At 50.9% G+C, this 20,818-nt stretch carries 22 protein-coding genes and 1 riboswitch; of the genes, 7 read left to right on the top strand and 15 right to left on the bottom strand.

What is annotated here, in order from left to right; translation table 11 throughout:
* Nucleotides 1-2: 2 nt before the first annotated feature.
* The 3 genes from NSQ46_RS12905 to NSQ46_RS12895 are packed head-to-tail and all read right to left on the bottom strand — an operon-like array spanning nt 3 to nt 4,679.
* Nucleotides 3-1,484 (bottom strand): Na+/H+ antiporter subunit D, encoded by a 1,482-nt coding sequence (locus tag NSQ46_RS12905; RefSeq protein WP_342576834.1) that lies wholly within the window; start codon nt 1,482-1,484, stop codon nt 3-5.
* Nucleotides 1,477-1,815, bottom strand: a complete 339-nt coding sequence (locus NSQ46_RS12900; protein ID WP_007128409.1) for a Na(+)/H(+) antiporter subunit C — start codon at nt 1,813-1,815, stop codon at nt 1,477-1,479. Before NSQ46_RS12900 ends, NSQ46_RS12905 begins: the two co-directional genes overlap by 8 nt.
* 2 nt (nt 1,816-1,817) lie before the next feature.
* A complete protein-coding gene (locus NSQ46_RS12895) occupies nt 1,818-4,679 on the bottom strand; it encodes a Na+/H+ antiporter subunit A (protein WP_251537583.1) in 2,862 nt (953 codons plus the stop codon).
* 245 nt (nt 4,680-4,924) lie between these two features.
* Between NSQ46_RS12895 and NSQ46_RS12890 the strand changes: the two genes are divergently transcribed.
* Nucleotides 4,925-5,170: a hypothetical protein gene (locus NSQ46_RS12890; RefSeq protein ID WP_213616603.1), complete on the top strand. Its 246-nt coding sequence runs from the start codon at nt 4,925-4,927 to the stop codon at nt 5,168-5,170.
* Nucleotides 5,171-5,201: 31 nt separating this feature from the next.
* Here NSQ46_RS12890 and NSQ46_RS12885 read toward each other — a convergent pair whose 3' ends face one another.
* From NSQ46_RS12885 to NSQ46_RS12875, 3 genes are all read right to left on the bottom strand, one after another.
* The gene (locus tag NSQ46_RS12885) at nt 5,202-5,828 is read right to left on the bottom strand and encodes a DedA family protein (protein ID WP_028407180.1); all 627 of its coding nucleotides are present in this window, start codon (nt 5,826-5,828) and stop codon (nt 5,202-5,204) included.
* A gap of 125 nt (nt 5,829-5,953) precedes the next feature.
* Nucleotides 5,954-6,229 carry a hypothetical protein gene (locus tag NSQ46_RS12880; RefSeq protein WP_007128413.1) on the bottom strand — a complete coding sequence of 92 codons (276 nt, stop codon included), beginning with the start codon at nt 6,227-6,229 and terminating at the stop codon, nt 5,954-5,956.
* Nucleotides 6,230-6,256: 27 nt separating this feature from the next.
* Complete coding sequence (locus NSQ46_RS12875) at nt 6,257-6,463, bottom strand: hypothetical protein (protein ID WP_007128414.1); 207 nt, start codon at nt 6,461-6,463, stop codon at nt 6,257-6,259.
* A 310-nt stretch (nt 6,464-6,773) separates the two neighbouring features.
* Here NSQ46_RS12875 and NSQ46_RS12870 point away from each other — a divergent pair, with 310 nt between their 5' ends.
* The 4 genes from NSQ46_RS12870 (at nt 6,774) to NSQ46_RS12855 (ending at nt 10,411) form a co-directional block, all read left to right on the top strand.
* Nucleotides 6,774-7,184, top strand: coding sequence for a VOC family protein (locus NSQ46_RS12870; RefSeq protein WP_007128415.1), 411 nt, complete (start codon nt 6,774-6,776; stop codon nt 7,182-7,184).
* A gap of 284 nt (nt 7,185-7,468) precedes the next feature.
* A complete protein-coding gene (locus NSQ46_RS12865; protein WP_213616606.1) occupies nt 7,469-8,509 on the top strand; it encodes a hypothetical protein in 1,041 nt (346 codons plus the stop codon).
* Between the two features lie 281 nt (nt 8,510-8,790).
* Nucleotides 8,791-9,366 carry a sigma-70 family RNA polymerase sigma factor gene (locus NSQ46_RS12860; RefSeq protein WP_007128417.1) on the top strand — a complete coding sequence of 192 codons (576 nt, stop codon included), beginning with the start codon at nt 8,791-8,793 and terminating at the stop codon, nt 9,364-9,366.
* Complete coding sequence (locus NSQ46_RS12855; protein ID WP_342576833.1) at nt 9,356-10,411, top strand: hypothetical protein; 1,056 nt, start codon at nt 9,356-9,358, stop codon at nt 10,409-10,411. Before NSQ46_RS12860 ends, NSQ46_RS12855 begins: the two co-directional genes overlap by 11 nt.
* 120 nt (nt 10,412-10,531) lie before the next feature.
* On the opposite strand, the gene NSQ46_RS12850 is transcribed toward NSQ46_RS12855, so the two are convergent.
* The 9 genes from NSQ46_RS12850 to NSQ46_RS12810 form a co-directional block, all read right to left on the bottom strand.
* A complete protein-coding gene (locus NSQ46_RS12850) occupies nt 10,532-11,188 on the bottom strand; it encodes a GAP family protein (protein WP_342576832.1) in 657 nt (218 codons plus the stop codon).
* Nucleotides 11,185-11,961, bottom strand: a complete 777-nt coding sequence (locus NSQ46_RS12845) for a MerR family transcriptional regulator (protein WP_341033128.1) — start codon at nt 11,959-11,961, stop codon at nt 11,185-11,187. Before NSQ46_RS12845 ends, NSQ46_RS12850 begins: the two co-directional genes overlap by 4 nt.
* Before the next feature lie 374 nt (nt 11,962-12,335).
* Complete coding sequence (locus NSQ46_RS12840; protein WP_341033127.1) at nt 12,336-12,812, bottom strand: hypothetical protein; 477 nt, start codon at nt 12,810-12,812, stop codon at nt 12,336-12,338.
* A gap of 247 nt (nt 12,813-13,059) precedes the next feature.
* Nucleotides 13,060-14,082: a hypothetical protein gene (locus NSQ46_RS12835; RefSeq protein ID WP_341033126.1), complete on the bottom strand. Its 1,023-nt coding sequence runs from the start codon at nt 14,080-14,082 to the stop codon at nt 13,060-13,062.
* Nucleotides 14,079-14,435, bottom strand: a complete 357-nt coding sequence (locus NSQ46_RS12830; protein WP_341033125.1) for a helix-turn-helix transcriptional regulator — start codon at nt 14,433-14,435, stop codon at nt 14,079-14,081. Before NSQ46_RS12830 ends, NSQ46_RS12835 begins: the two co-directional genes overlap by 4 nt.
* 278 nt (nt 14,436-14,713) lie before the next feature.
* The gene (locus NSQ46_RS12825) at nt 14,714-15,751 is read right to left on the bottom strand and encodes an NADH:flavin oxidoreductase/NADH oxidase (RefSeq protein ID WP_007128425.1); all 1,038 of its coding nucleotides are present in this window, start codon (nt 15,749-15,751) and stop codon (nt 14,714-14,716) included.
* 105 nt (nt 15,752-15,856) lie between these two features.
* Entirely contained in the window at nt 15,857-16,291 is a 435-nt protein-coding gene (locus NSQ46_RS12820; RefSeq protein WP_007128426.1) for a MarR family transcriptional regulator, read from the bottom strand.
* A gap of 302 nt (nt 16,292-16,593) precedes the next feature.
* Nucleotides 16,594-17,394 carry a Cof-type HAD-IIB family hydrolase gene (locus NSQ46_RS12815; RefSeq protein ID WP_213616608.1) on the bottom strand — a complete coding sequence of 267 codons (801 nt, stop codon included), beginning with the start codon at nt 17,392-17,394 and terminating at the stop codon, nt 16,594-16,596.
* Nucleotides 17,395-17,666: 272 nt separating this feature from the next.
* Complete coding sequence (locus NSQ46_RS12810; protein WP_007128428.1) at nt 17,667-18,515, bottom strand: tetrahydrofolate dehydrogenase/cyclohydrolase catalytic domain-containing protein; 849 nt, start codon at nt 18,513-18,515, stop codon at nt 17,667-17,669.
* 71 nt (nt 18,516-18,586) lie between these two features.
* A riboswitch (ZMP/ZTP riboswitch) is annotated at nt 18,587-18,666 on the bottom strand.
* 149 nt (nt 18,667-18,815) lie between these two features.
* On the opposite strand from NSQ46_RS12810, the gene NSQ46_RS12805 reads away from it, so the two are divergent.
* Nucleotides 18,816-19,826 (top strand): permease, encoded by a 1,011-nt coding sequence (locus NSQ46_RS12805; protein ID WP_007128429.1) that lies wholly within the window; start codon nt 18,816-18,818, stop codon nt 19,824-19,826.
* A gap of 31 nt (nt 19,827-19,857) precedes the next feature.
* A complete protein-coding gene (locus tag NSQ46_RS12800; RefSeq protein ID WP_007128430.1) occupies nt 19,858-20,808 on the top strand; it encodes a TIGR03943 family protein in 951 nt (316 codons plus the stop codon).
* Nucleotides 20,809-20,818: the final 10 nt, after the last annotated feature.

The raw sequence follows: 20,818 nt of genomic DNA, 5'->3' as shown, positions 1-20,818 counted from the left end.
CACTACTCCTTTAATACGGCGTTAATGTACAGGGACGGATCCGTCAGCACCGCTCCTGCCTGCGAGGTATACGAGTATACCCACTCGGAGCCGACACCCATCAGAATGACGATCAGCGTTAAGCCGATCGCCGCACCGTATGCCGTGCGAGGAATTTTGACCGGCTGCTGCTCCCGGCGGGCCGGTGAATCGCCCCAGAACGCGCCCATGAACACCTTGATGAGTGAATACAGCACGAGCAGACTGGATAGAAGCCCAATGCCGCTGAGCCAGTAATGCCCTTCCTGCAACCCGCCCTGGAGAATTAACACTTTCCCCAAAAATCCGCTGAGCGGCGGAATGCCGACGAGCGCAAGCAAGGCGATGAAGAACATCCAGCCAATCCAAGGATATCGCTTTATTAAACCGCCCATCTCACCCAGCTTGGCCGTGCCGGCGCTCGTAATGATCATGCCTCCCAGGATGAACAGCAGCGCCTTGGCAGCCATGTCGTGCAGCAGGTAGAATACCGTGCCGTTCAGCGATGCTTCGCTGACCGAGGCGATACCAAACGCGATAAATCCGACGCTGATCACGATGTTATAGTTCAAGACGCGGCCGATGTCTTTGTACGCTACAGCCCCGAGTCCTCCAAGAATCATCGTCGCAGCCGCCATCCATCCGATGATCATATGGATGCCGCCGGTTTCGTGATAGAAGATCAAGGTGAAGGTCCGAATAATGGCATATAGACCAACCTTCGTCAGAAGGGCACCGAACAGCGCCGTCACCGCGGCGGGAGGGGCGTTATACGAGCCCGGCAGCCAGAAGAACAGAAACAATCCGGCTTTTAATGCGAACACGATCAGGAACAGAATGCCGATCACCGACAGAATGCCCTCCTGCTGCACCTCGGCTACGCGCAGGGAGAGATGGGCCATGTTCAACGTGCCGACCGTGCCGTACAAATACGCAACAGCAGCTACGAATAGTGTGGATGAAATAATGTTGATCAGCATGTATTTGAGCGTTTCCCGCAGCTGTCGCTTGGTGCCCCCGAGGACGATCAGTGCATAGGAAGAGATCAGCATCACCTCGAAGCAGACGAACAAGTTGAACAGATCTCCGGTCAGAAACGAACCGATAACACCGGCAAGCAAAAACTGAAAAAACGTATAAAAATAATGCTTTTCCCTTTCCTCCCCGATGCTGCGAAAGGCGTAGAACAGACAGGCTGCCGCTACGAGAAGCGTCATGAGCACCAGCAAAGCCGCAAGCATATCTGCCACGAACACGATGCCGTGCGGCGGAAGCCATCCGCCCATATGAAGCGTCTGGATGCCTTCACTGTCCACTTGATATACGATAAACAGGGCAACAAGAACATTCAGTGCGACGCTGATTGCACTCATCCAGCGCTGAAGGCGAATGTTCTTCGCCCAGAAGATAAGAAGAACGGCGGTGACCAGCGGGATCAGCAGCGGAAGGACAATTACGTTATTCATCGTCCTTCCCCCTTAGCTCCTCCATATTATCCGTGCCCAGGCGCTGATATGCCTTGTAGGCTAGAACGAAGAAGAATGAAGTGACCCCGAAGCTGATCACGATGGATGTCAGAATGAGCGCCTGCGGCACGGGATCCACATAAGAGGATGCCTCCTCGCCCAGCAAGGGAGCGGCGCCGGTCTTCAAACGCGACATCGTCAGCAGAAGCAGATGGACTCCATGGGTCAGCAGGTTCGTGCCGAGTATGATGCGCAGGAGGCTTTTGGACAAGATCTGATACACACCGACCGCAAAGAGAATGCCAATGGCCAGCGACATGTATAATTCCACGGTTATTGATCCCTCCCGATTGAATTGATGATGGTCATGGTGACGCCTACAACCGCAAGATAGACCCCGAGATCAAACAGAACGGCAGTCGCTAGCTCGGTATCTCCTAGCAAAGGCAGATCGAAGTGCCCGAAGGCATGGCTCAGGAACGGCACACCGAGCACCAGCGAGCCGATGCCTGTAAGAAGCGCGATGAGCAGTCCCATGGCCGTCACCTTCCGGAATTGAACCGGAATGACATTGCGCGTCACGTCCATGCCGAACGCCATGGACAGCAGGACAAGCGCCGCCGCTGTCATTAATCCGCCGATAAATCCGCCTCCCGGCTCGTTGTGCCCGGCACTGAAGAGATACCAGGAGAAAGTGACCACGATGAAAATAACGACCTTCGACACCGTGCGCAGGATGACGTCGTTTCTGCTAGGCAGGTAAACCTCTTGGTATGGATCACGCTGTCCAAGTAATTGCTCACCCAAATCTACCCTGATCAACGCATAGATGCCTAGCGAAGCGATGCCGAGCACCATGATTTCGAGCAGCGTATCGAATCCGCGGAAGTCCACAAGAATAACGTTGACGATGTTCTTGCCGCCTGCGGATGGATAGCTTTCCTTAATGAAGAAATCAGCGATGGAATCGAACGAGCGTCCAGTGCTCGCCGCCAGCGCAATCAGTGTGACGACGACCCCGACGCCGGCTGATATCAGCAGATTCCTCCATTTCAATCCCATCGGAACCTTCTCCCGCTTCAGCTTCGGCAAATGATAGAAACACAGCAGGAACAGCATGACCGATACCGTCTCGACAATCATCTGCGTAAGCGCCAGGTCCGGTGCGCGAAACAGCACGAAGAACAACGTAACCATATAACCGGCCGCCCCCGTCAGGATGATGGCCATCAGTCGCGTTCGAACGAAAGGCAGCACCAGCACAGGGATAACCAGCGCGATGATGGCCACGGCTTCATAGAAAGAGATCGGCGCGTACGAGCCGTTGCCGCCGAAATGGATATCTCCGATCAGCAGCAGTCCTCCCCCCAGAGCCAGGATGAAGAAAGCGAAAATATAAATCACATAATGACGAACCGATCCGGTCATATACGTCGACGTTATCGATTTCCCTCCTCCCTCCAGCGCGCGCAGCCCCCGGTCGTATAGACGATTCAAGGTAAAATTCTTGGTCAAGGCTTGGTTCAGCACGCCGACGGAACCATGCAGCTTATAGAGCAAGGAACCAATGACGATGATGCCGATCGTCATGAAAATTTCCGTCGTCCAGCCATGCCACATTTCGATCTTGACGTGGAAGGTGTCGCCGGGTTCGAGCAATGCGGGATGGATTGCCGTCATCGCCGGCTCGATCAACGAGTAGGACAGCAGATTCGGGAACAGCCCGAAGATAATCGCTAGCGAAGCCAGTACAACCGGCGGAATGAGCATGCCGATCGGGGCTTCGTGCGGCTTCTTCTCAAGCTTTTCAGGCTGATACTTCCCGGTGAAGGTTTTGAACACCAATATCATGCTGTACAAGAACGTGAATACGCTCGCTGTCCAAGCGACCACCGGAATAAGAATTCCCCAGGTTTCGGCATCCCAGAAGTTCATCTGTGACGCTTGAAGGACAGCTGTAAAGAACATCTCCTTACTAAGAAACCCGTTAAACGGCGGCAATCCCGCCATAGAAAATGCGCCAATCAACGCGACGGTGAACGTAATCGGCATGAGATTCAGCAGGCCGCCAAGCTTGCGCAGGTCGCGCGTTCCCGTCTCATGGTCCACAATGCCGACCACCATGAACAGCGCACCTTTAAAGATGGCATGGTTCATCAAGTGAAAGATCGCGGCCGTTGTCGCTTTGGCATAGATGACGGAGTCCGGTCCTGCGCCGAAGTAGGCGGCAGCCGAGCCCAGTCCGAGCAAGCTCATGATCAGTCCAAGCTGGCTGACGGTCGAGAAGGCAAGCAGCGCCTTCAGATCCGTCTGCTTGATGGCTCTCAGTGACGCATACATCAAAGTGGTCAAGCCGGTGATCGTGATGATCCAGAACCACCATGAATGGCCTGCAAATACCGGGCTGAAGCGGGCAACCAAATAAATGCCCGCCTTGACCATCGTTGCCGAATGAAGATAGGCGCTGACCGGGGTCGGCGCCTCCATGGCATCCGGAAGCCAGATATGGAACGGGAACTGGGCCGATTTCGTGAACGCCCCCAGCAAAATCAGAAGCATGGCCGGAAGGAACAGCGGTTCTCCCGTTATGGTTCCAATGGAAGCGACGATCTCCCGAATGCTGAAAGTTCCGGTCATCACGTAGAGCACGATGAAGCCTGCCAGCATGGCCAGCCCGCCGAACACCGTGATGAGCATGGATTTCAGCGCTCCATATCTTGAACGATCCCGGTGATGCCAGAAGGCGATCAGAAGAAACGACGAGATGCTCGTCAATTCCCAGAATCCGTACAAGACAAGCAGATTATCAGACAATACGACGCCGAGCATAGCTCCCATGAACAAGAGCAGATAAACATAGAAGCGCTGGACGGCCTCTTTGGTGCGATCCATATAAAAGATAGAATACAAGACCACAAGGGAACCGATCCCCGATATTAATAGTGCAAATATTAAGCTGAGACCATCCAGGTACAACGTTATGTCGATACCGAGCGATGGAATCCACGCTGCCCGTACATGCTGCGGTTCACCTCCCTGAATGGTCGGTATTCGCCCCAGAAAGTACGCGAATAAGATGACGGGCGCCGGCAGGACCGCCCAGCCGGCATGGATTCGACTCAAGGGCTTACGCAGCAGCATAACCCCAAGGGCGACGATAAAAGGTGCCAGAACGGCGATGTGCAGCAATGACAAAATCTACTCCTCCTATAGTCTGAATTTTTCCTGCATTTAGTATTTCCCCAAATATCCGGTTCAAAGACCAGAAAAACACAAAAAGAGCCCGCTGTTGGCAGGCTCCTCCGGGTAAAACATATCGTATTGTCTCGCGTCACACTGATGAAAAGTATATATGCAGATCGCTGCTTTGTCAAAGATTTCTTCGGGAATGAAAATCATGGAATGGGGACAACACTGTAGGGAAAGGAGTGAGATGTATCATGGTAAAAAAAGCCATTCTATGCGTCTTGGTTTTCATCGTGCTGCTCGCCGCGGCATATTTGGCGGATTCCGCCTCGCGCACCCGATACCGGCCGGGAAGCTCCCAGATGATGGAGCAGCCGGGAGGAACCTTGGAAATCTATCAATCCGAAGATATCCGGAATACATCATCCGGCTTCTCGCCGCGTGAATATATTAAGATCCTCCGGGGCATGCCCGAACCCTCTTCCGACGACACTCCGTAATGAAGCCTATGAACCGTTGGATCGTCATGACTTAACCGTGGATCTGAACCTCCTTGTCGCACTTTAAGCGTTTGCTTCTTCTTCTGGACAAGATCAGGATGAGGGCCACTGCGAGTACGGCCACTGCCCCTGCCAGATAATATCCGTATCGGTTAATGAGCGCACCGATATGGTCAACCACTTGATCGCCGACGTACATGCCCAAGGAAAAATAGCCCACGGTCCATAACAATGATGCCGAATAGGAAAAAAGCGCAAATTTCCGGTAAGGCATCCCTTTCATGCCAACCGCATAGGGAGTCACGTTACGAAGAATCGGCAGAAACGCGCTGATGCAGATCGCATAATTGCCGTATTGGCGGGTCAGCCGTTCGGAGACGTCAAGGAATTGCCGGATACTCTTTTTGTCCCCAAAACGGTCCAACAGACGGCTAGCCGTAAAGCGGCTAAGCATAAAGCCTACGGTAGCTCCGGAGCATACCCCGAGATATAACATCACAAACGAAGGGAACGGCGCTAATATTTCGGATGCGGCCAGCGCCCCGCCCGTCATGGCAACGACCTCGTTGGGCACAGGCAGACCGATAACCCCAAGGCATAAGACGAGAAATAAAGCGTAATGCCCGATTTGTTCAATAAAATTAAGCAGCGTGTCCACGCGCCGGCCCCCTAATCCGTCCAAAAGTATATAACCAGCTTACTGAATGCTCGGCATTCGGAAAACGTGCTCAAGACGAGGTTCATAACTAGACCTGAGACTAGGAATTGTTGGGTGCGGGACGATTAAAGTTGTTTGAAAGCCTCGATGAATGTCCGGGGATCCTCTTTCACCGTATAGGAATATACGCCCTGCTGGGTATGCAAATACAAGAATCCCCCCTCCCCGCCAATCGTACGATACGAGAGATCAAACACCTGACCCAGCGGAAAAACCCGATACTTTGTAACGATTCTGTCTTCGTACAGGTACATCTTCCGCCTTTGCTCTTCGGTTCTTTGTTCGATGCCGTCCACGACGCGATTGATTTTGTAATAAGGCTGTACTGCGATCCAATTCATGGTCTCCCTCCTATTGGGCTGGGCTCCTCATTTGGAAGAAGGTTTTCGGTTGTTCTTGCTCCTCCCTCGCCTCTTGATCCATTCCATGAGCTCAAGGCACCCGATAAATAACACAAACACTGCAAATAACGCGCCTGCCCGCATGGGTTCAATGAGTCCCGCTGAAGAAGCGGCAATCCCGGCGATGCCTACGATAACGATCCCGAGCACGGATAGCTTCCATCCTGTAAACATATGTATGCTCCTATTAATTACGTAATTAGTGCATCTTATGAATCTTCAATGTGCCAATATATCGCTCGCGCCAGATTCAATGCACTTTAAAATTGTTTTCCATTTCAGTTATAGGGCCTATAAGCAACCATGTCAAATCTGCATTTGAATCTGGCTGCTGCACGATGCTCAGCGTCGACGCTCGGATCACAAGCCCTGCAGGCATGATCCGTAGGCACGAATAGCAATTGAGAAGAAATGCGATGCCGTCAGGTATGATAGATTAACATTGATCGATGCGATATCAAGTTGAAAGGATTGAGGAGAGCAAATGGGTACGCTGAAGCCATATCTTATTTCCGTAAATGCTAGGGAACAGGCGGATTTCTATTTAAAGTCGCTCAGCGGGAAGATCATATCCATCATGACGCATGAGGAGGCAATGGGCACGCAATCCGAACTGAAAGACAAGGTTATGCATATGTGTCTGAATCTTGCCGGTGATAATTACATTTTCATGGCGGATGCCATCGAGCCCTCGTCCCCCGGTAACGATATCTATCTGTCTATCGATTATGATAATATAACCGAGGCCGAAGAAGCTTTTCAGAAGCTTGCCGAGGGGGGAAAGGTGAACTATCCGTTTGAGCTCCAGCCGTTCGGCATCTATTTAGGCGAGGTTCGGGATAAGTATGGCGTACAATGGATGATTACCGCCGAGACGAAGGCGGACGCGACATAGATCCTTGTACGAAGCATCGGCTTTGCCTCAGTGCTTTGACGGGATAATTTGTGGGAGCGTTAAAGCAGCATTTCCATCCGGGAGGAGGAGCTGTCTCGGGAAATTTTCGCGATGTCCTGAGGCAGCGCCTCCTTTTTTATGCTGTATTTCACCTCGGCTCTTACGCTTAAGCTGCTCTGCCGGCAAACTTTGAATTGCCAATATCGTGCTTCATTTGCCATAATTAAGGAAGGAGAGAACCTTTCTGCCTCCCGACCAACAAACAGAAACAGGAGGAATATGCGATGAATACGACGGGCTGGATCATTCTCATTTTGTTTATCATTGCGGATGTTTTCATCATATCTTACCTTGTGAGGCGATCGTCGCGGAAAGAGCGGGCAATAAGCCCAGTACGCCGGAGAAATCCTTTCCGGAATGCACCCGAACCGCCTCAAGTGGCCGAGCCCGGGAGTCCCGCTTACGCACTTTCCAAGCGTCTGGAAGCTTCCCTGCCCTCCGCCTTGACGGATGCCGTTAAGCAGCGGGTGATGACCGAATATCCCGAATTAACGGAGCGGGAATATGAATGGCGGTGGGTTGAGCTCAAGCGATTTTTTATCATGTGTGCCGTCATGGACCGCGTACCGATGTTCAGCAAAGCGGTCGACGAAGTATGGCATGAGATGCTGATGTATACATACGAGTATCAACAATTTTCGGACCGTTTCCTCGGACGGATGCTGCATCATGCGCCCAATACCGGCAGCGAGCAGGTATCCATGAAGAACGAGCGGGCATGGTTCGATGTTATATACGTGCAATTATTCGGGTGGAATGAATATAGCGCTGTCTTGTGGGGACCCTTCTTCCGTGTTCCCCTGTCGCGCGAAGAGCTGGAGGAGTTTCGTCACACCCATTCTTTCATCGAAAATGAGCGTTTCAATTCGTGGACGTATGAGCGACTGCCCGAAGCCGCCGAGGCCATCGACCAGGTTGTCGGCGGACTCAAGGAGCGGCTGTCGGAAGCCGAGAACGGCTCCCCGCCGGCAAGCCGTAAGGTGGATTACGGAAATAATGAGGTGCTCCTTGCCTCGGCAGTCTTCTTTGCCTGGCATTATTCCGATGATTTCATGCATCGGATGGAACCTGAAGAGAAGTATACGGAGAAGACTGCCGGAGCAACCGGCAGCAGCTGCACCTACGCCTCCGCCTGCGGTTCAGGGGGACATGATGACTCAGGTGACGGAGGCGGCAGCGGCAGCGATGCATCCTGCAGCAGCGGATCTTCCTGCAGCGGCGGCTCCTCTTGCAGCAGCTGCGGTGGAGGCGGCTGCAGCAGCTAATAACGCTTCGGTGAACAGAAAAGATGCCCCGTTGTGGGGTCTGCGTGGGTTGATTGGAAATACGTGTTTATTTACTAAACATGTTAAAAAGATTTATGGGAATGGAGACTGTTCAATTTTTTAAAGGCCGGATTTTCCTACTTCTAAGGAATCCGGCTTTTGTTTTTTCTCTGATCGTGGTCGTGACGAATGTTTTGTAATGATCTGTATATCGGACCGAACCTTTTTTTCAAAGCGAGACAATATAGGGTGTAAGCTGCTTACTCAGGAGGGCCCTCTGAATGCAAAGTGATGATATGTACCAGTTACTCACAAAAATGAAAGATGGTGATCAACAGGCATTTCATTCGATCTATGATGCCACCTATCAGGACGTGTACCGTACAGTCTCGTTTCTGGTCGATCATCCGCAGGACCGGGAAGATGTCATGAACGAAATCTACATGCAAATGTGGACGTCCCTTGCAAATTACGATGCCAACCGGCCATTCCGCTTCTGGCTGCACGGCTTGGTCATCCGTCAGGTGCAGAGATTCCGGGTTAAACGCTGGCGGAGATTCCGGATTTTTGAACGCATTCGTGCCTTCTCGCGGGAAGAGTCTCATTGGGATCAGCCTGCCGTGTTGATGGATGGGACGAACCAGATGATATCACAAGCCATTCAAAAGCTGACCGACAAACAGCGAACCGTGATCATCCTCCGCTTTTTTCACGACTATACGCTTGAGGAAATCGCGACATTGCTCGATATTCCGCTCGGTACCGTCAAGTCCAGATATCATGCCGGCCTTCAGGCGCTTCGAAAACACATAGGGAATCTCCCCCCAGAGAGGATGGAAAAGATCTATGACTATTGAACACAAAATCCGTGAACATCTGCATCATGAAGCAGAAAAAATGGATTGCCCCCCGGCAATTTCCAAACGAATCGAACGATCCTATTCAAAATATTTGCTGAGAAAAAGGAGCCAAAAACCTATGAAAAAACGTATGATTGCCGGCATCGTTGCCACCGCGATTTTGATTCCCACCGCAGCGTTTGCTGCCCCTACCCTGATTGACATGCTGACGAGAACACCGATGACTGCTGAACAAATCAAGACAGATAAGGTTGGCAAAGCTACGCTCGAGAAGCTGTATCGCGCATTTCCTGAAACGAAATCGTTCGAGATCATCGAGGCAAGCGCCGTACAAGGTGTCCAAACCAGCATAATCCTCCAGGAAAAAGGTGGGGGCGGCAAGAAAATTACCCTTCATACAAACAGTGCTACCGGTGAGATTGAACACATAATTCAAGAGAATTGGGAGTCTAGGGAAAAGCCTCTTACGGATTTAACCGATCTTGAACTCAAGTCGAAGGTTGATCATCTCATCAGTACATTATATGGCAGCATCGAAGCGTATGAGTTTACTATGGAGCAAATGGAGAACCCGGATCAAAAAACGTTGATGTTGAATTACGCCCAAAAGGGATCAGAGAGACCGGTCTATCAGGTTATGGTTCAGGATAATACAATCAGCGTTTCTGTAATTGGAGGTGAGACTGCATCTTCGAATAGTAAAGTAGAAGGTTTCTTCTCTACAGATGGTCTGCCTGATTACTTTGCCGATGCCTATTTGAATGATGAAAAACTCTTTTCTCTGCTAAACATGAGTCCGTCCGAATTAAAACAAGAATTAGCCAAAGGAAAATCTGTAGTGGAGATTGCTGCAGCTAAAAATGTCTCAAAGCAGCAAGTGATCGATGTTATTTCGAAAACTCAGGTTGATGTACAACTTGAAGCTGAACATAATGGCGAAATTCCTAATAACAATCTTTCATATGAACAACTGTTAAAAGCGATAGAGCCCAAAGTGCTGCAAGTTATTGAATACAAAGCTGAAGCACCTTCGAACAAATAAGAAGCACTAAAGACGCCAGTCGTATGGACCCAGTCCATTCATAATTCAAATCAAGAGCGCAAAAACCCTGCGGGTTAATGCGCTCTTGTCGTTCCATGGCCAAACGAGAGTATCGGTTCATTACAAGTAATCCAGGCTATTTAGTATCAGCAGCAATCCAAAGATACACATGATCCAGGATAGTGCGGAACTCGAATTATTGGAGATCTGCTTCTGGATATAATTGAGCGGTCTTTGCATTGACCTGCCCAGAAGCTTATGCAAGGCGTACAGAATCAATGGCGGGAGCACCATCACCACATTATATGCGATCAATAGAGGAAGCCATTGATAGAACGCCAACCCGGCATTCGTCATTAAACCGATCGCCGCGAAATAAGGAAAAGCCGTGCCGACCTCGATCAGCGATGTCGTAACGCCAAGCGCCACCATAGCGGCAATGCTTTTTGACCGGGGATTCGTTAAACTGGGTTGTTTCCTCTTGGGAACATAAAAGCTCCATACAAACAAAATGACGCCGATGATAAACAGAAGCCAACTAACTGCGCGGCTTTGGAAAAAGCCTGAGAATATTTCAAACACAACGCCCAGTCCGAGCTTGAGCGCGATGCCAACGGCAAAATAGAATCCGGCGACCGTCAGAAGATAAACCACTAATCTTGACCCTAATCTTCGCTTCTCGGTAAGCAGCAAGTAGACTGTTACGCCGAGTGTAGCCGGACTAAGGGTATCCAATAAGGATAGTCCGCCGATCATTAAGATTAACTCGGTACTCATGCTTCCCCTCCCTGTCTGAAGTCTCCTTCGGCCGTGTTTGAGATGTAAATCTCATACGCTCGCTCCAAGTATTCGAGTACCTCAGGCTCGATTGGATACATCCCCAGCTGCTCCGATGCGGAGGGGGATTTCCTCAGCTCCCATAGTTTATCGATAAACTCATCTTCCAGCGGAAATTCTTCGGCTTGTTTTTCCAGCATGCGCCTGATCACATTTTGCACATTAGGCGAGGAAGGTACTTCACTTGCATGGTATTTGATAATAAGGCCAATAAGCGCAATCCATTCCATGGATTCGGGATGCTCGCCATTCATATTCGGCAATTTGGTCCATAGCTTTAGCTCGGTATCACTGAACATCTTTTCCCTAAAGTGCTTGGGTCTTTTCTTATCCTGCATGGATAGCTTGATCAGTTTTTGTACCGCCTGCTCTTGATTCCCCGCCTCAACCGCAATGCCGTTTAACAACGTGCGCAGGGACAGCTCCATTTCCTTTAATCTCGCCTGCTCCTCCTGAATATAGGTTAATTGATTCACGAGTCCGGTTGTCCAATTCCAATTCGGATCGGTAAGCATCTCCTGAATTTCTTGCAGTCGATACCCCATGCTTTTATAAAATTGGATCTGCTGAAGCTTCTGAAGATCCTCATCCGAATACAGACGATGGCCTCCCTCTGTTTTCGAAGAACATTCGAGCAAGCCGATTTGATCATAATATCGCAGCGTTCGGACGGTAATATGGGTCTGCTTCGCCACTTCGTTAATATGGATCATGCATTATTTCCTCCACGCCCTGATTTCTTTGATCATTCCTTATACAAAGCATACTTTAAGAGATAGCCCACTCCAAGGCCAACGCATACAGCCGGTAGAGGCTTATCGACCATCAGACCGATCCCCCCTCCTATAATGACGCATCCGTATATAATCATGTCGCCTTTTTTCAAACAATCGTCTCCTTTTCACATCATTTAGCATCCAGAGGATCCTCAGCAAGGCCATTATAATAAATGACGTAACGTCAGTTTCAAGCTTTTATTAAAATAAACTTGCTTACTGAGAGGAATTTTCCGTCCTCAACAAAAAAAGCACCTGCCCATCAATGATGGTTCAGATGCTTTCACATTAGTTATTGATAATCATGCGCATTACAAGTTTGACGAGAGGACCATATCGGACCGGGTTTGCGGGCCGATCTTGCGGACAGCGATACCATTGCGCTCCGCCCATTTTGTCAATTGGCGGATCCCTTCGCAGTTCTTATCTTCGAATTTAAAGCTGCAAAACAGCGGGGTTACGTTCTTGTCTTTCAGGCTCAGATGGAATGCTGCTTTGTGACATCCGGAAACCTTGATCTCCCGGATCTGCTCAGCCTTCACCAAAGCACCGTTAATGGTGATGGTATCGGAATTCTCTTGAATCCGGATTTCCCGTTTGATCAACCGCGCATATCCCTCAATCGCGAGGGCTACCAGCATAACCGCATTCACTGCCATCTGCATATAGAATAAAACAGGATAGGAGTACTCCGTCACGGTTGCGACTTGAAACATAATAATGCTGATGACCAGCGAAAAAATTAGAATGTCCTTCATTCTTGTGGAGTAATGGATGGCAAACTTCATTTTGATCAGCTCCGTTCCTTCTGTAAGGGTTTACATGTGCTTCTTATCTTATTATAACACCATTGTACATAATTTTGACACATTTAATTCATATTTTCGTCAAAAATATGCTGTGCACCACGCTCCATTCTATGCTTATCCCAATCAGTTTGGCGGAGAGGATCGGCAGTTCCCGCAAAAAAAGAAGATACCAGCCTACTCCTTAGGCGATATCTCCTCATGATTCTCTTGTATTCGGATGTGCTGTTTACTTGCTTAGTACTCTTGGCCCGTCTTTGTGACGGAACCATTTCATCCCAACGGAAACAGTATCCATTAGGTTGATGATTACGATGATGTAAATGAGCCCTTCCCTAGACTGATTCCAAATCCGGTTTACGGTATTATACGTTTCTTCGCCCGTGGTCAGCAGGTTGGCATCCACGAGCTGGTTCATAAACGTCGGGTTCATGATGGCCGGATCCGAAAGTATGACGATGGCAGCAATCGTAAATACGACATTGAAAATCAGATGTACAGCCACCAGCTGAGAAGTCCATTTTCGCAAGATGAGTTTCATTGTGTCCTTCAAAATACCGATCGCCGTCACGGCCCAGATGAAAGGTAAATAGATCGCAAACGCTTCTTTATCAAACACCGGTATGTTAAAGGATTGCTCGCCCGAAAAACGGATCACCCCGATCCAATCGATTGAGAACGTGAACACGACAAAGAACAGGATCGATGCCAAAAAACCGATCATTGGCTCAATGGGCTTAATGCGCGTAGCAGAATCGGGGACGGGCTCCAGGTGCGACGGCTCCCAATCCTTCGCCTTGTCGGTTCGTGCTCCAAGGTATTCGATAAAGGCAAAAATCCCCGTTACCCATGCGAACCCTTGAATGCTAACACTCAATATCGTCACAAAGTATTCAAGCAGCGTCTCCCCCGAGCTGTCTGTGCTCGAAAAATATTCAATAATATACGAAATGCTGAGGAAGATCACCAGAGAATATATCACAATCTTCAGCACTGACCAGTATCCGTCGATCAATCCCGGACCGATCAAATACCTTTCCTTGACCCTATATCGAGCCGCCATTTCGTTTGGCGGGCCGAGCTTCAGCAGCACCTGTTCTACATCCTCACGGCTGGCTGCGTCACCTGGAGCCCCGCGGTCCTCCAACATGTCCTCTATAAGTCCCCGCAATTCCATTTCGATATCAGCCCTTTGCGGCACGGGCAGCTTTTGGGTTACGGCATATACATACCTGTTTATCAGATCCGTCATGGGTCTCTCTTCTCCTCCTTGGCGTCGACGAGTCCCTCGAGGCTCGTCATCATATCCTTCCATTCCCTGTACAGCTGGCTGTAGATTTCCTTGCCCATCTTACTAATGATGTAGTACTTTCTAGGTCTTGCCTCGTTCGTATCCCACTGACTTTCAAGCAGGCCTTGCTTCTCCAATCTTCGCAACAGCGGGTATAGCGTGCCCGCCTCGACGACGATTCCCTTCTCCTGCAATATGGCAACGAGGGAGTAACCATACTGCGGCTCTGACAACTGGCTGAGCACGCCAATAATGATCGTGCCTCTTCGAAGCTCCTGTACCAGTCCATGCAATATCTCTTGATCTTCAGACATGTCATCAACTCCTGGAAATAATTATAGTGTACGTCACACACTATTGTAAAGCTGACAATAATGAATTCTTAAAATATTTTTTGCGATTACACGCCATTCCACCCAGACGACAAACAAAAAAAGGTTATCGAAGGGTCGTCGTGACCCATCGATAACCTTTCATATCCAATAAATGAATGGAATCGGAATGGAGCATTGCTCATTTTGATATTATTTCGAGATCTCGTGTTACTTCCCGCTAGTTAACGCAGGCAAACCGTTCCATGCATTCTTCATGATTATTGCGCCTGTTTAGGAAATCCGTTGAGGTATTGTCTTGGAATGGATGTATCCTTCTTGAGAACGGCTGCCGCTTCCAACGCCCAATACGGGTTGCGCAGCATCCCTCTGCCAACGGCAACAAGATCCGCCTCTTCATTGCCGATGACTGCATTCGCCAGAGTCGGCTCATCCAGCCGGCCGACAGCAATCACCGGTACGCCCAGGGCTTCTTTGATTTGTCGAGCCAGCGGAACCTGGTATGCCGCATGGGTACCCGGTCTTCCCTCTGCAGCGATTGGGCCTTCGCCGCCAGCGCTGATATGGAACATATCCACCCCTGCAGCATGATATGCCTTGGAGAACGCAATGCTTTCCTCGATACCGTAGCCGCCATCCACGTATTCCCTTGCAGAGATACGCATGATCAGCGGCATATCGTCAGGCATTTCGCTCTTGGCCGCTTGAATCACCTCGACGCCGAATCTCGTTAAATCCTGGCCATATGCATCGGTTCTTGTATTCGTTAATGGTGAATGGAACTGGTGAATTAAGTATCCGTGAGCTCCATGCAGCTCGATGGCATCAAAGCCGGCTTGCACGGCACGGCGTACGGCCAACCGGAACTTCTCCACCATCTCTTGTACTTCTTCGGTCGTCAGGGCTCTCGGCGTTTTGGAATTATTGTCAAAAGGAATGGCCGACGGCGCGACAGGCGTCTGCGCGTCCTCCGCCTTCCGGCCGGCATGGGCAATTTGGATCGCAGCCTTCGCGCCATGCTGGTGGATTCCGTCAACGATGCGCGCAAGCGGCGCAATTTGTTCATCGGACCATAAACCAAGGTCGTAGTCCGAGATTCGTCCGTCAGGCTCTACGTCCGTCATCTCAACAATGACGAGCCCGGTTCCGCCGACCGCGCGGCTCACATAATGCAGATAATGCCAATCCGTTGCGATACCGTCCTTGTTCGTAACGGAATATTGACACATCGGCGGCATCACGATCCGGTTTTTCAGTTTCAAAGCTTTCAACGTAAAGGGGCTGAATAAATGTTCCATATGGTTTCCTTCACTCTCCTGATGTCATGTAATCCTCTAAATTAAATGCATGCGCATGCATTTAAAATAACAGACGAAGGAGCATTCGTCAATATTTCGATACAATCAGGACTTCATAATCTCCATCATATTCTGGACGCCTTGGCGGAATTTCGGAGAAGAGAATTGCTGCTCCAGCACATTCAGCACGGTAGCTCTTGCCCGTTGAAGTTTGTCTTCACCAATGGAGGTGAGCGACGTATATATCCCCCTGCGGTCATTCTCGCAGATCGCCCGCTGCATTGCACCGCAGCCCTTGGCTTCAAAGCGGCTGACCAGCCTCGAGATCGCGCTTTGACTGAGGCCGACCATCGCTTGCAATTGCTGCAGCCGCAGCTTTTTTTCAGGAGCCTCGAACAAAAATAACAGCACGTAAAACTCGTTCAGCGACAAGTCGTGCTGCTGCTGAAGCGTCTGTTCCAGTTCATTTGTGATCATCGCCTGTGTTTGCGTCAAGGACAGCCAGCTTGTAATGAGATCTTGTTTGTGATTGGTTGACATCGTTCCCACCTGCTCTAGGTTAATGGCCCTCAGATGGCAGGTCTCTCCCACCCGAAAGGCAGCTGTTGTTAACTTATCATATCAAGCTCACATTTCAGCCGTCAAACGGCTTTTCCTGTTGCATCGCATGATATCTCGCAAAAAGGCCCGCTCCTTATCATTTAAGGAACGAGCCTTTCGTGTGTTGATCGGAACGATAAGAAATGATGCGACGCCAAGCACCGTCTAAGCACGTCGTGCATGCAGCAGGCAATATCATACTGCGAGCCGGTCGGGAGAGGCACGCGCTTATAAAAGCTTGCTTATGCCATCACCTGCGGTTTTGGATCCAGCAGGCCCAGCATTTGAAGCCCGTGCCGGATGCCGTCCTCGCCTACATCCTTGGTAACGTGTCGGGCTGCGCGCTTGACGACGTCGGGCGCGTTCCCCATGGCTACGCCATGGCCGACATACGACAGCATTTCCAGATCATTCAGATAATCGCCAAAGGCGATGGTATCGGCTACGTCCATGCCCAGCGCTTGGATAAACTGCCGGATGCCTTCGGCTTTGGAACCGCCGACCGGAAGCACATCGGTGCCGTACGGACCCCAGCGGACCAGATCAAGCCTTCCTCCAAAGCTGGACCGATATGCCTCCTCTTCCTCCTCGGTGCAAAACACAATGGCCTGGAAAATATCCCGTCCAAGATAGTACTCCGGATCATATTCCGGGATCGTCAGCTTCAGCTCGCCCCAGCTGGAATCGATGTGCTCGTGGTGAGTCACGTTCATTTTCATTGCATCGCTTCCTGCATAGATGATCGGATGGTCCATCCGCACCGCCAGCTCGGTCAGCTGCTGCAGCTGCTCGGGAGGCATCGGGTTCCCGTAGATCGGCTTGCCCTGGTGAACGACATATTGCCCGTTCAAGGACACATAGGAATCGATGCCGAGCTGCTCGCGGATTTCCTCGAAATGATAGGGAGCGCGACCGGTCGCAATCGCGACTTCATGCCCGTTGTCTTTTAATTGTTCAATGGACTCCAGCGTCGACTCCGGGATCCGCTTGTCGTGATCGAGCAGCGTTCCGTCGATGTCAAAGAAAATTAATTTTTTATTCAATAGCCCTCGCCCCTCTTTTCATAGCTGATGGGTGTATTGTAAATGATGAAAAGCATTTCAGAGCAAGCAACAATTTATACCTCATGATCTTCCAACAACACGAATCCATCATGCTTTTTAACTTATCCTAGGTGACCCAACCTTGGTGAAAGACAATCCGCACAAGGGCTCTCCGCATATAGCCGGAACGGGAAGTCTTCTCTCGGCATCCTATTCAAAAGAAAACCGAGCCTTCAAAAGGACCCGGTTCATTTGCATTGCATTATCCACGATTAGGACTTCAGTGTTCTTTCGGCCGCCTCAACCGTATGCTTCAGCAGCGTGGCAATCGTTACCGGCCCGACGCCTGCCGGAACCGGCGTGATGGCCGACGCGCGCTCCGCACACGCCTCATAATCGACATCTCCGACATTGCCTTTGTTGTAGCCGGCGTCAAGCACTACCGCCCCCGGCTTGATCCACTCGCCTTGAATGAACTTTGGCTTGCCGACCGCAGCAACGACAATATCCCCTTGCGCGACGATGTCGCCTAGATTGTTCGTTTTGGAGTGGCAGATCGTCACCGTAGCGTTGCGGTTTAGCAGCATCATCGAGACCGGCTTGCCGAGAATCGGGCTGCGGCCGATAACCACGGCATGCTTGCCTTCGATCGGAAGCTTGTAATAATCCATGATCGCGATAATCGCTGCCGGGGTGCAGGACGGATAGTCCGCGAAACCGAACGCATTTTGCGAGAAGCCGAGCGTGGTCACGCCGTCCACATCCTTTTCGATCGCGATCGCATCGAATGCCGCTCTTTCATCAATATGATGCGGAACCGGATGCTGGAGCAGAATGCCATGCACTGCCGAGTCCTCATTCAGCTGCCGAATGGCCGCGATGAGCTCCTCGGTGGTCGTCGACGCCTTCAGCTCGATTTTCCGGGATTCGATCCCCAGGCGCTGGCATGCATTCCCCTTCATTCGCACATAGGTTGCCGAAGCCGGATCATCCCCGACGAGGATCGTAGCCAAGCAAGGAGTGACTCCCTTGGCTTTAAGCTGCTCGACCTTGACGGCCAACTTAACCTTTAGATCATCCGATACCGCTTTCCCATCCAAAATCAACGTTTCTGTACTCATGTTCAACCCGCTCCTTCGCCATTGTTAGTCAATAAAAACATAAAGAGGCAAGGCGACATGATCGTCTCCTTACCTCTTGCCCAGGCGTACGGCATATGAAACTATGCGCTCCCTCTTGGTACCCCAAGCTACGCCAGTAACGCATAGTCTACGTACTACTACTATACCATGAGCTTGCGGGAATACGCCATAGCTTCGGTGGAAAGAGTTATTCGTAATTCTTTTGATTAAATTGGAAAGTTGTCTTTCGTCCAAGCATAGAATGTCCTCGTAGATGATTTTTTTCGTCAGGAGGCCTTCATGAAAATTCCGGCTTTTTTCAAATGGCTGCCGTTCTTCCTGCCGCTGCTCTTTCTGTTCCCGGCTCTCATGACGATGCCCCGGAGCGGGCTCGCCCTGCTTGGCAGCACCGAAGTGCAGCAGCTTAAAACTGTATTCATCGGCATTTTCCTTGAGGCCCTGCCGTTCGTGCTGCTCGGGGTGCTGATTTCTTCGCTGCTGCAAATCTTTGTCAAGGAAGAATGGGTTCGCCGCCTAACGCCGAAGCATCCAGTTCCCGGCGTCCTGTTCGCATCCCTGCTCGGGATGATCCTTCCCGTCTGCGAGTGCGGCATGATCCCTGTTGTGCGCCGGCTCATGTTAAAAGGCATGCCGGCTTATGTCGGGATCACCTTTCTTCTCAGCGGCCCGATTCTGAATCCGGTGGTGCTTGCCGCAACGATGATGGCATTCCGTTCGCATCCCGAGATCACGATCGGACGAATGGGACTGGCCTTCATGATTGCCGTTACGATCGGCTTGCTCGTATTTGCTTTCGTGAAGAATAACCCGCTAAAGCGCTCCTTCCATGATTTCACCGCCGAGGTCGAAGCCGCCGGAAGCCGGCCATCCCACGCACACAGCAAAACTTGGCGCAGCCTTTTTGTTCATGCTGGTGACGAAATGGTGGATATGGGCAAATATTTAGTGCTCGGTGCGTTTGTCACGGCCTGCATTCAAGCATTTATTCCGCGGGAGGAGCTGCTCTCTCTTGCGAGCGGTCCGATGTCCTCCTATCTGTTCATGATGGGTCTGGCGTTTGTCCTTTCGCTCTGCTCAACGTCGGATGCATTCGTCGCTTCGGCTTTTACGCATACCTTTACCGTGGGCCCTCTCGTGTCCTTTCTCGTGCTTGGCCCGATGCTCGATTTCAAAACGCTGCTCATGCTATCCGCCGCATTTAAGACGAGATTCGTCATTGCGCTAAGTGTCGTCATCGTCACGCTCGTGTTTGTCGGTTCCCTGATCGCGAACATACTGCTTGGCGGATAATCCGTGAACAAGAAGGAGGTGAGCTCTTTCCATGAACCATTCATCGGCAGGTGCGCGGTTTCATTATGTTGTTCGTGCGCTGCTGCTGGCTGCTCTTGCTATTTATGTCATGCACTTAAATGAATCGAATCTCCTTGAATACTACCTGGCTCCGCAGATGCAGACGCTTCTGCTGCTCTGTCCGGTACCGCTTTTGTTCATTGCCTTCGGCATGGTATATCATGCCGTAATGGGCGACGCCGGCGACGTATGCGATTGCGAGCACCCTCATCCCCGAGGCGTTGTCCGAAATTTAACGGTCTACGGATTGTTCGCCTTACCCCTGCTCTTCGGATTGCTGGTGCCCGATCAGCCTCTCGCGAGCAGCATGGCAGCCAAGAAGGGCATGGTGTACACCTATCCGAATCCGGATGTGCGGACCGGTTCTGAGAATGTACCCGGAGATTCCGATGCCGCTGGCAGCGCCCGCGCACCGAACCCAACCGGAAATGAAAGCAGCCCGGTCGATCCGTTCGCACCGAGGGATAAGTATAGCGTGGAGTTTGCGGAGCTGGCCAAGCGGCTGTACGCCATGCCCTCCGTCACGGTAAGGCCCGAAATATTTTCCGAGACCGTCGGCGCGATCGAGATGTATAAGCCTGTCTTTGCCGGCAAGCCCATCTCGGTCCAAGGCTTTGTGTTCAGGGATGACAGCATGGATAAGAACATGTTTGCCGTCAGCCGGTTCTTGCTGATGTGCTGCACGGCCGATGCCGTTCCGTTCGGCATTCTCGTGAGCGGAGAGCAAGCATCCCGTTTCGAGAATGATACCTGGGTATCGATTGAAGGCACGGTCCAGACCGTGAAAATCGAAGGCGAGGAGCGCCTGCTGATTCAAGCCGAATCGATCGAGGCGATTGAAGAGCCGGCTTCGCCGTATATTTTTACCAATCCTGACTCTGTAGCTGCGTTTGATGAGCTGTATCCGGCAGCTCAACCCTAACCGGAGGTGA

The organism is Paenibacillus sp. FSL M8-0142 (assembly GCF_038597315.1).
Taxonomy (GTDB): domain Bacteria; phylum Bacillota; class Bacilli; order Paenibacillales; family Paenibacillaceae; genus Paenibacillus_AQ; species Paenibacillus_AQ lactis.
The sequence above is the reverse complement of the archived record's forward strand: the minus strand, read 5'-3'. Positions and strand labels throughout refer to the sequence as shown.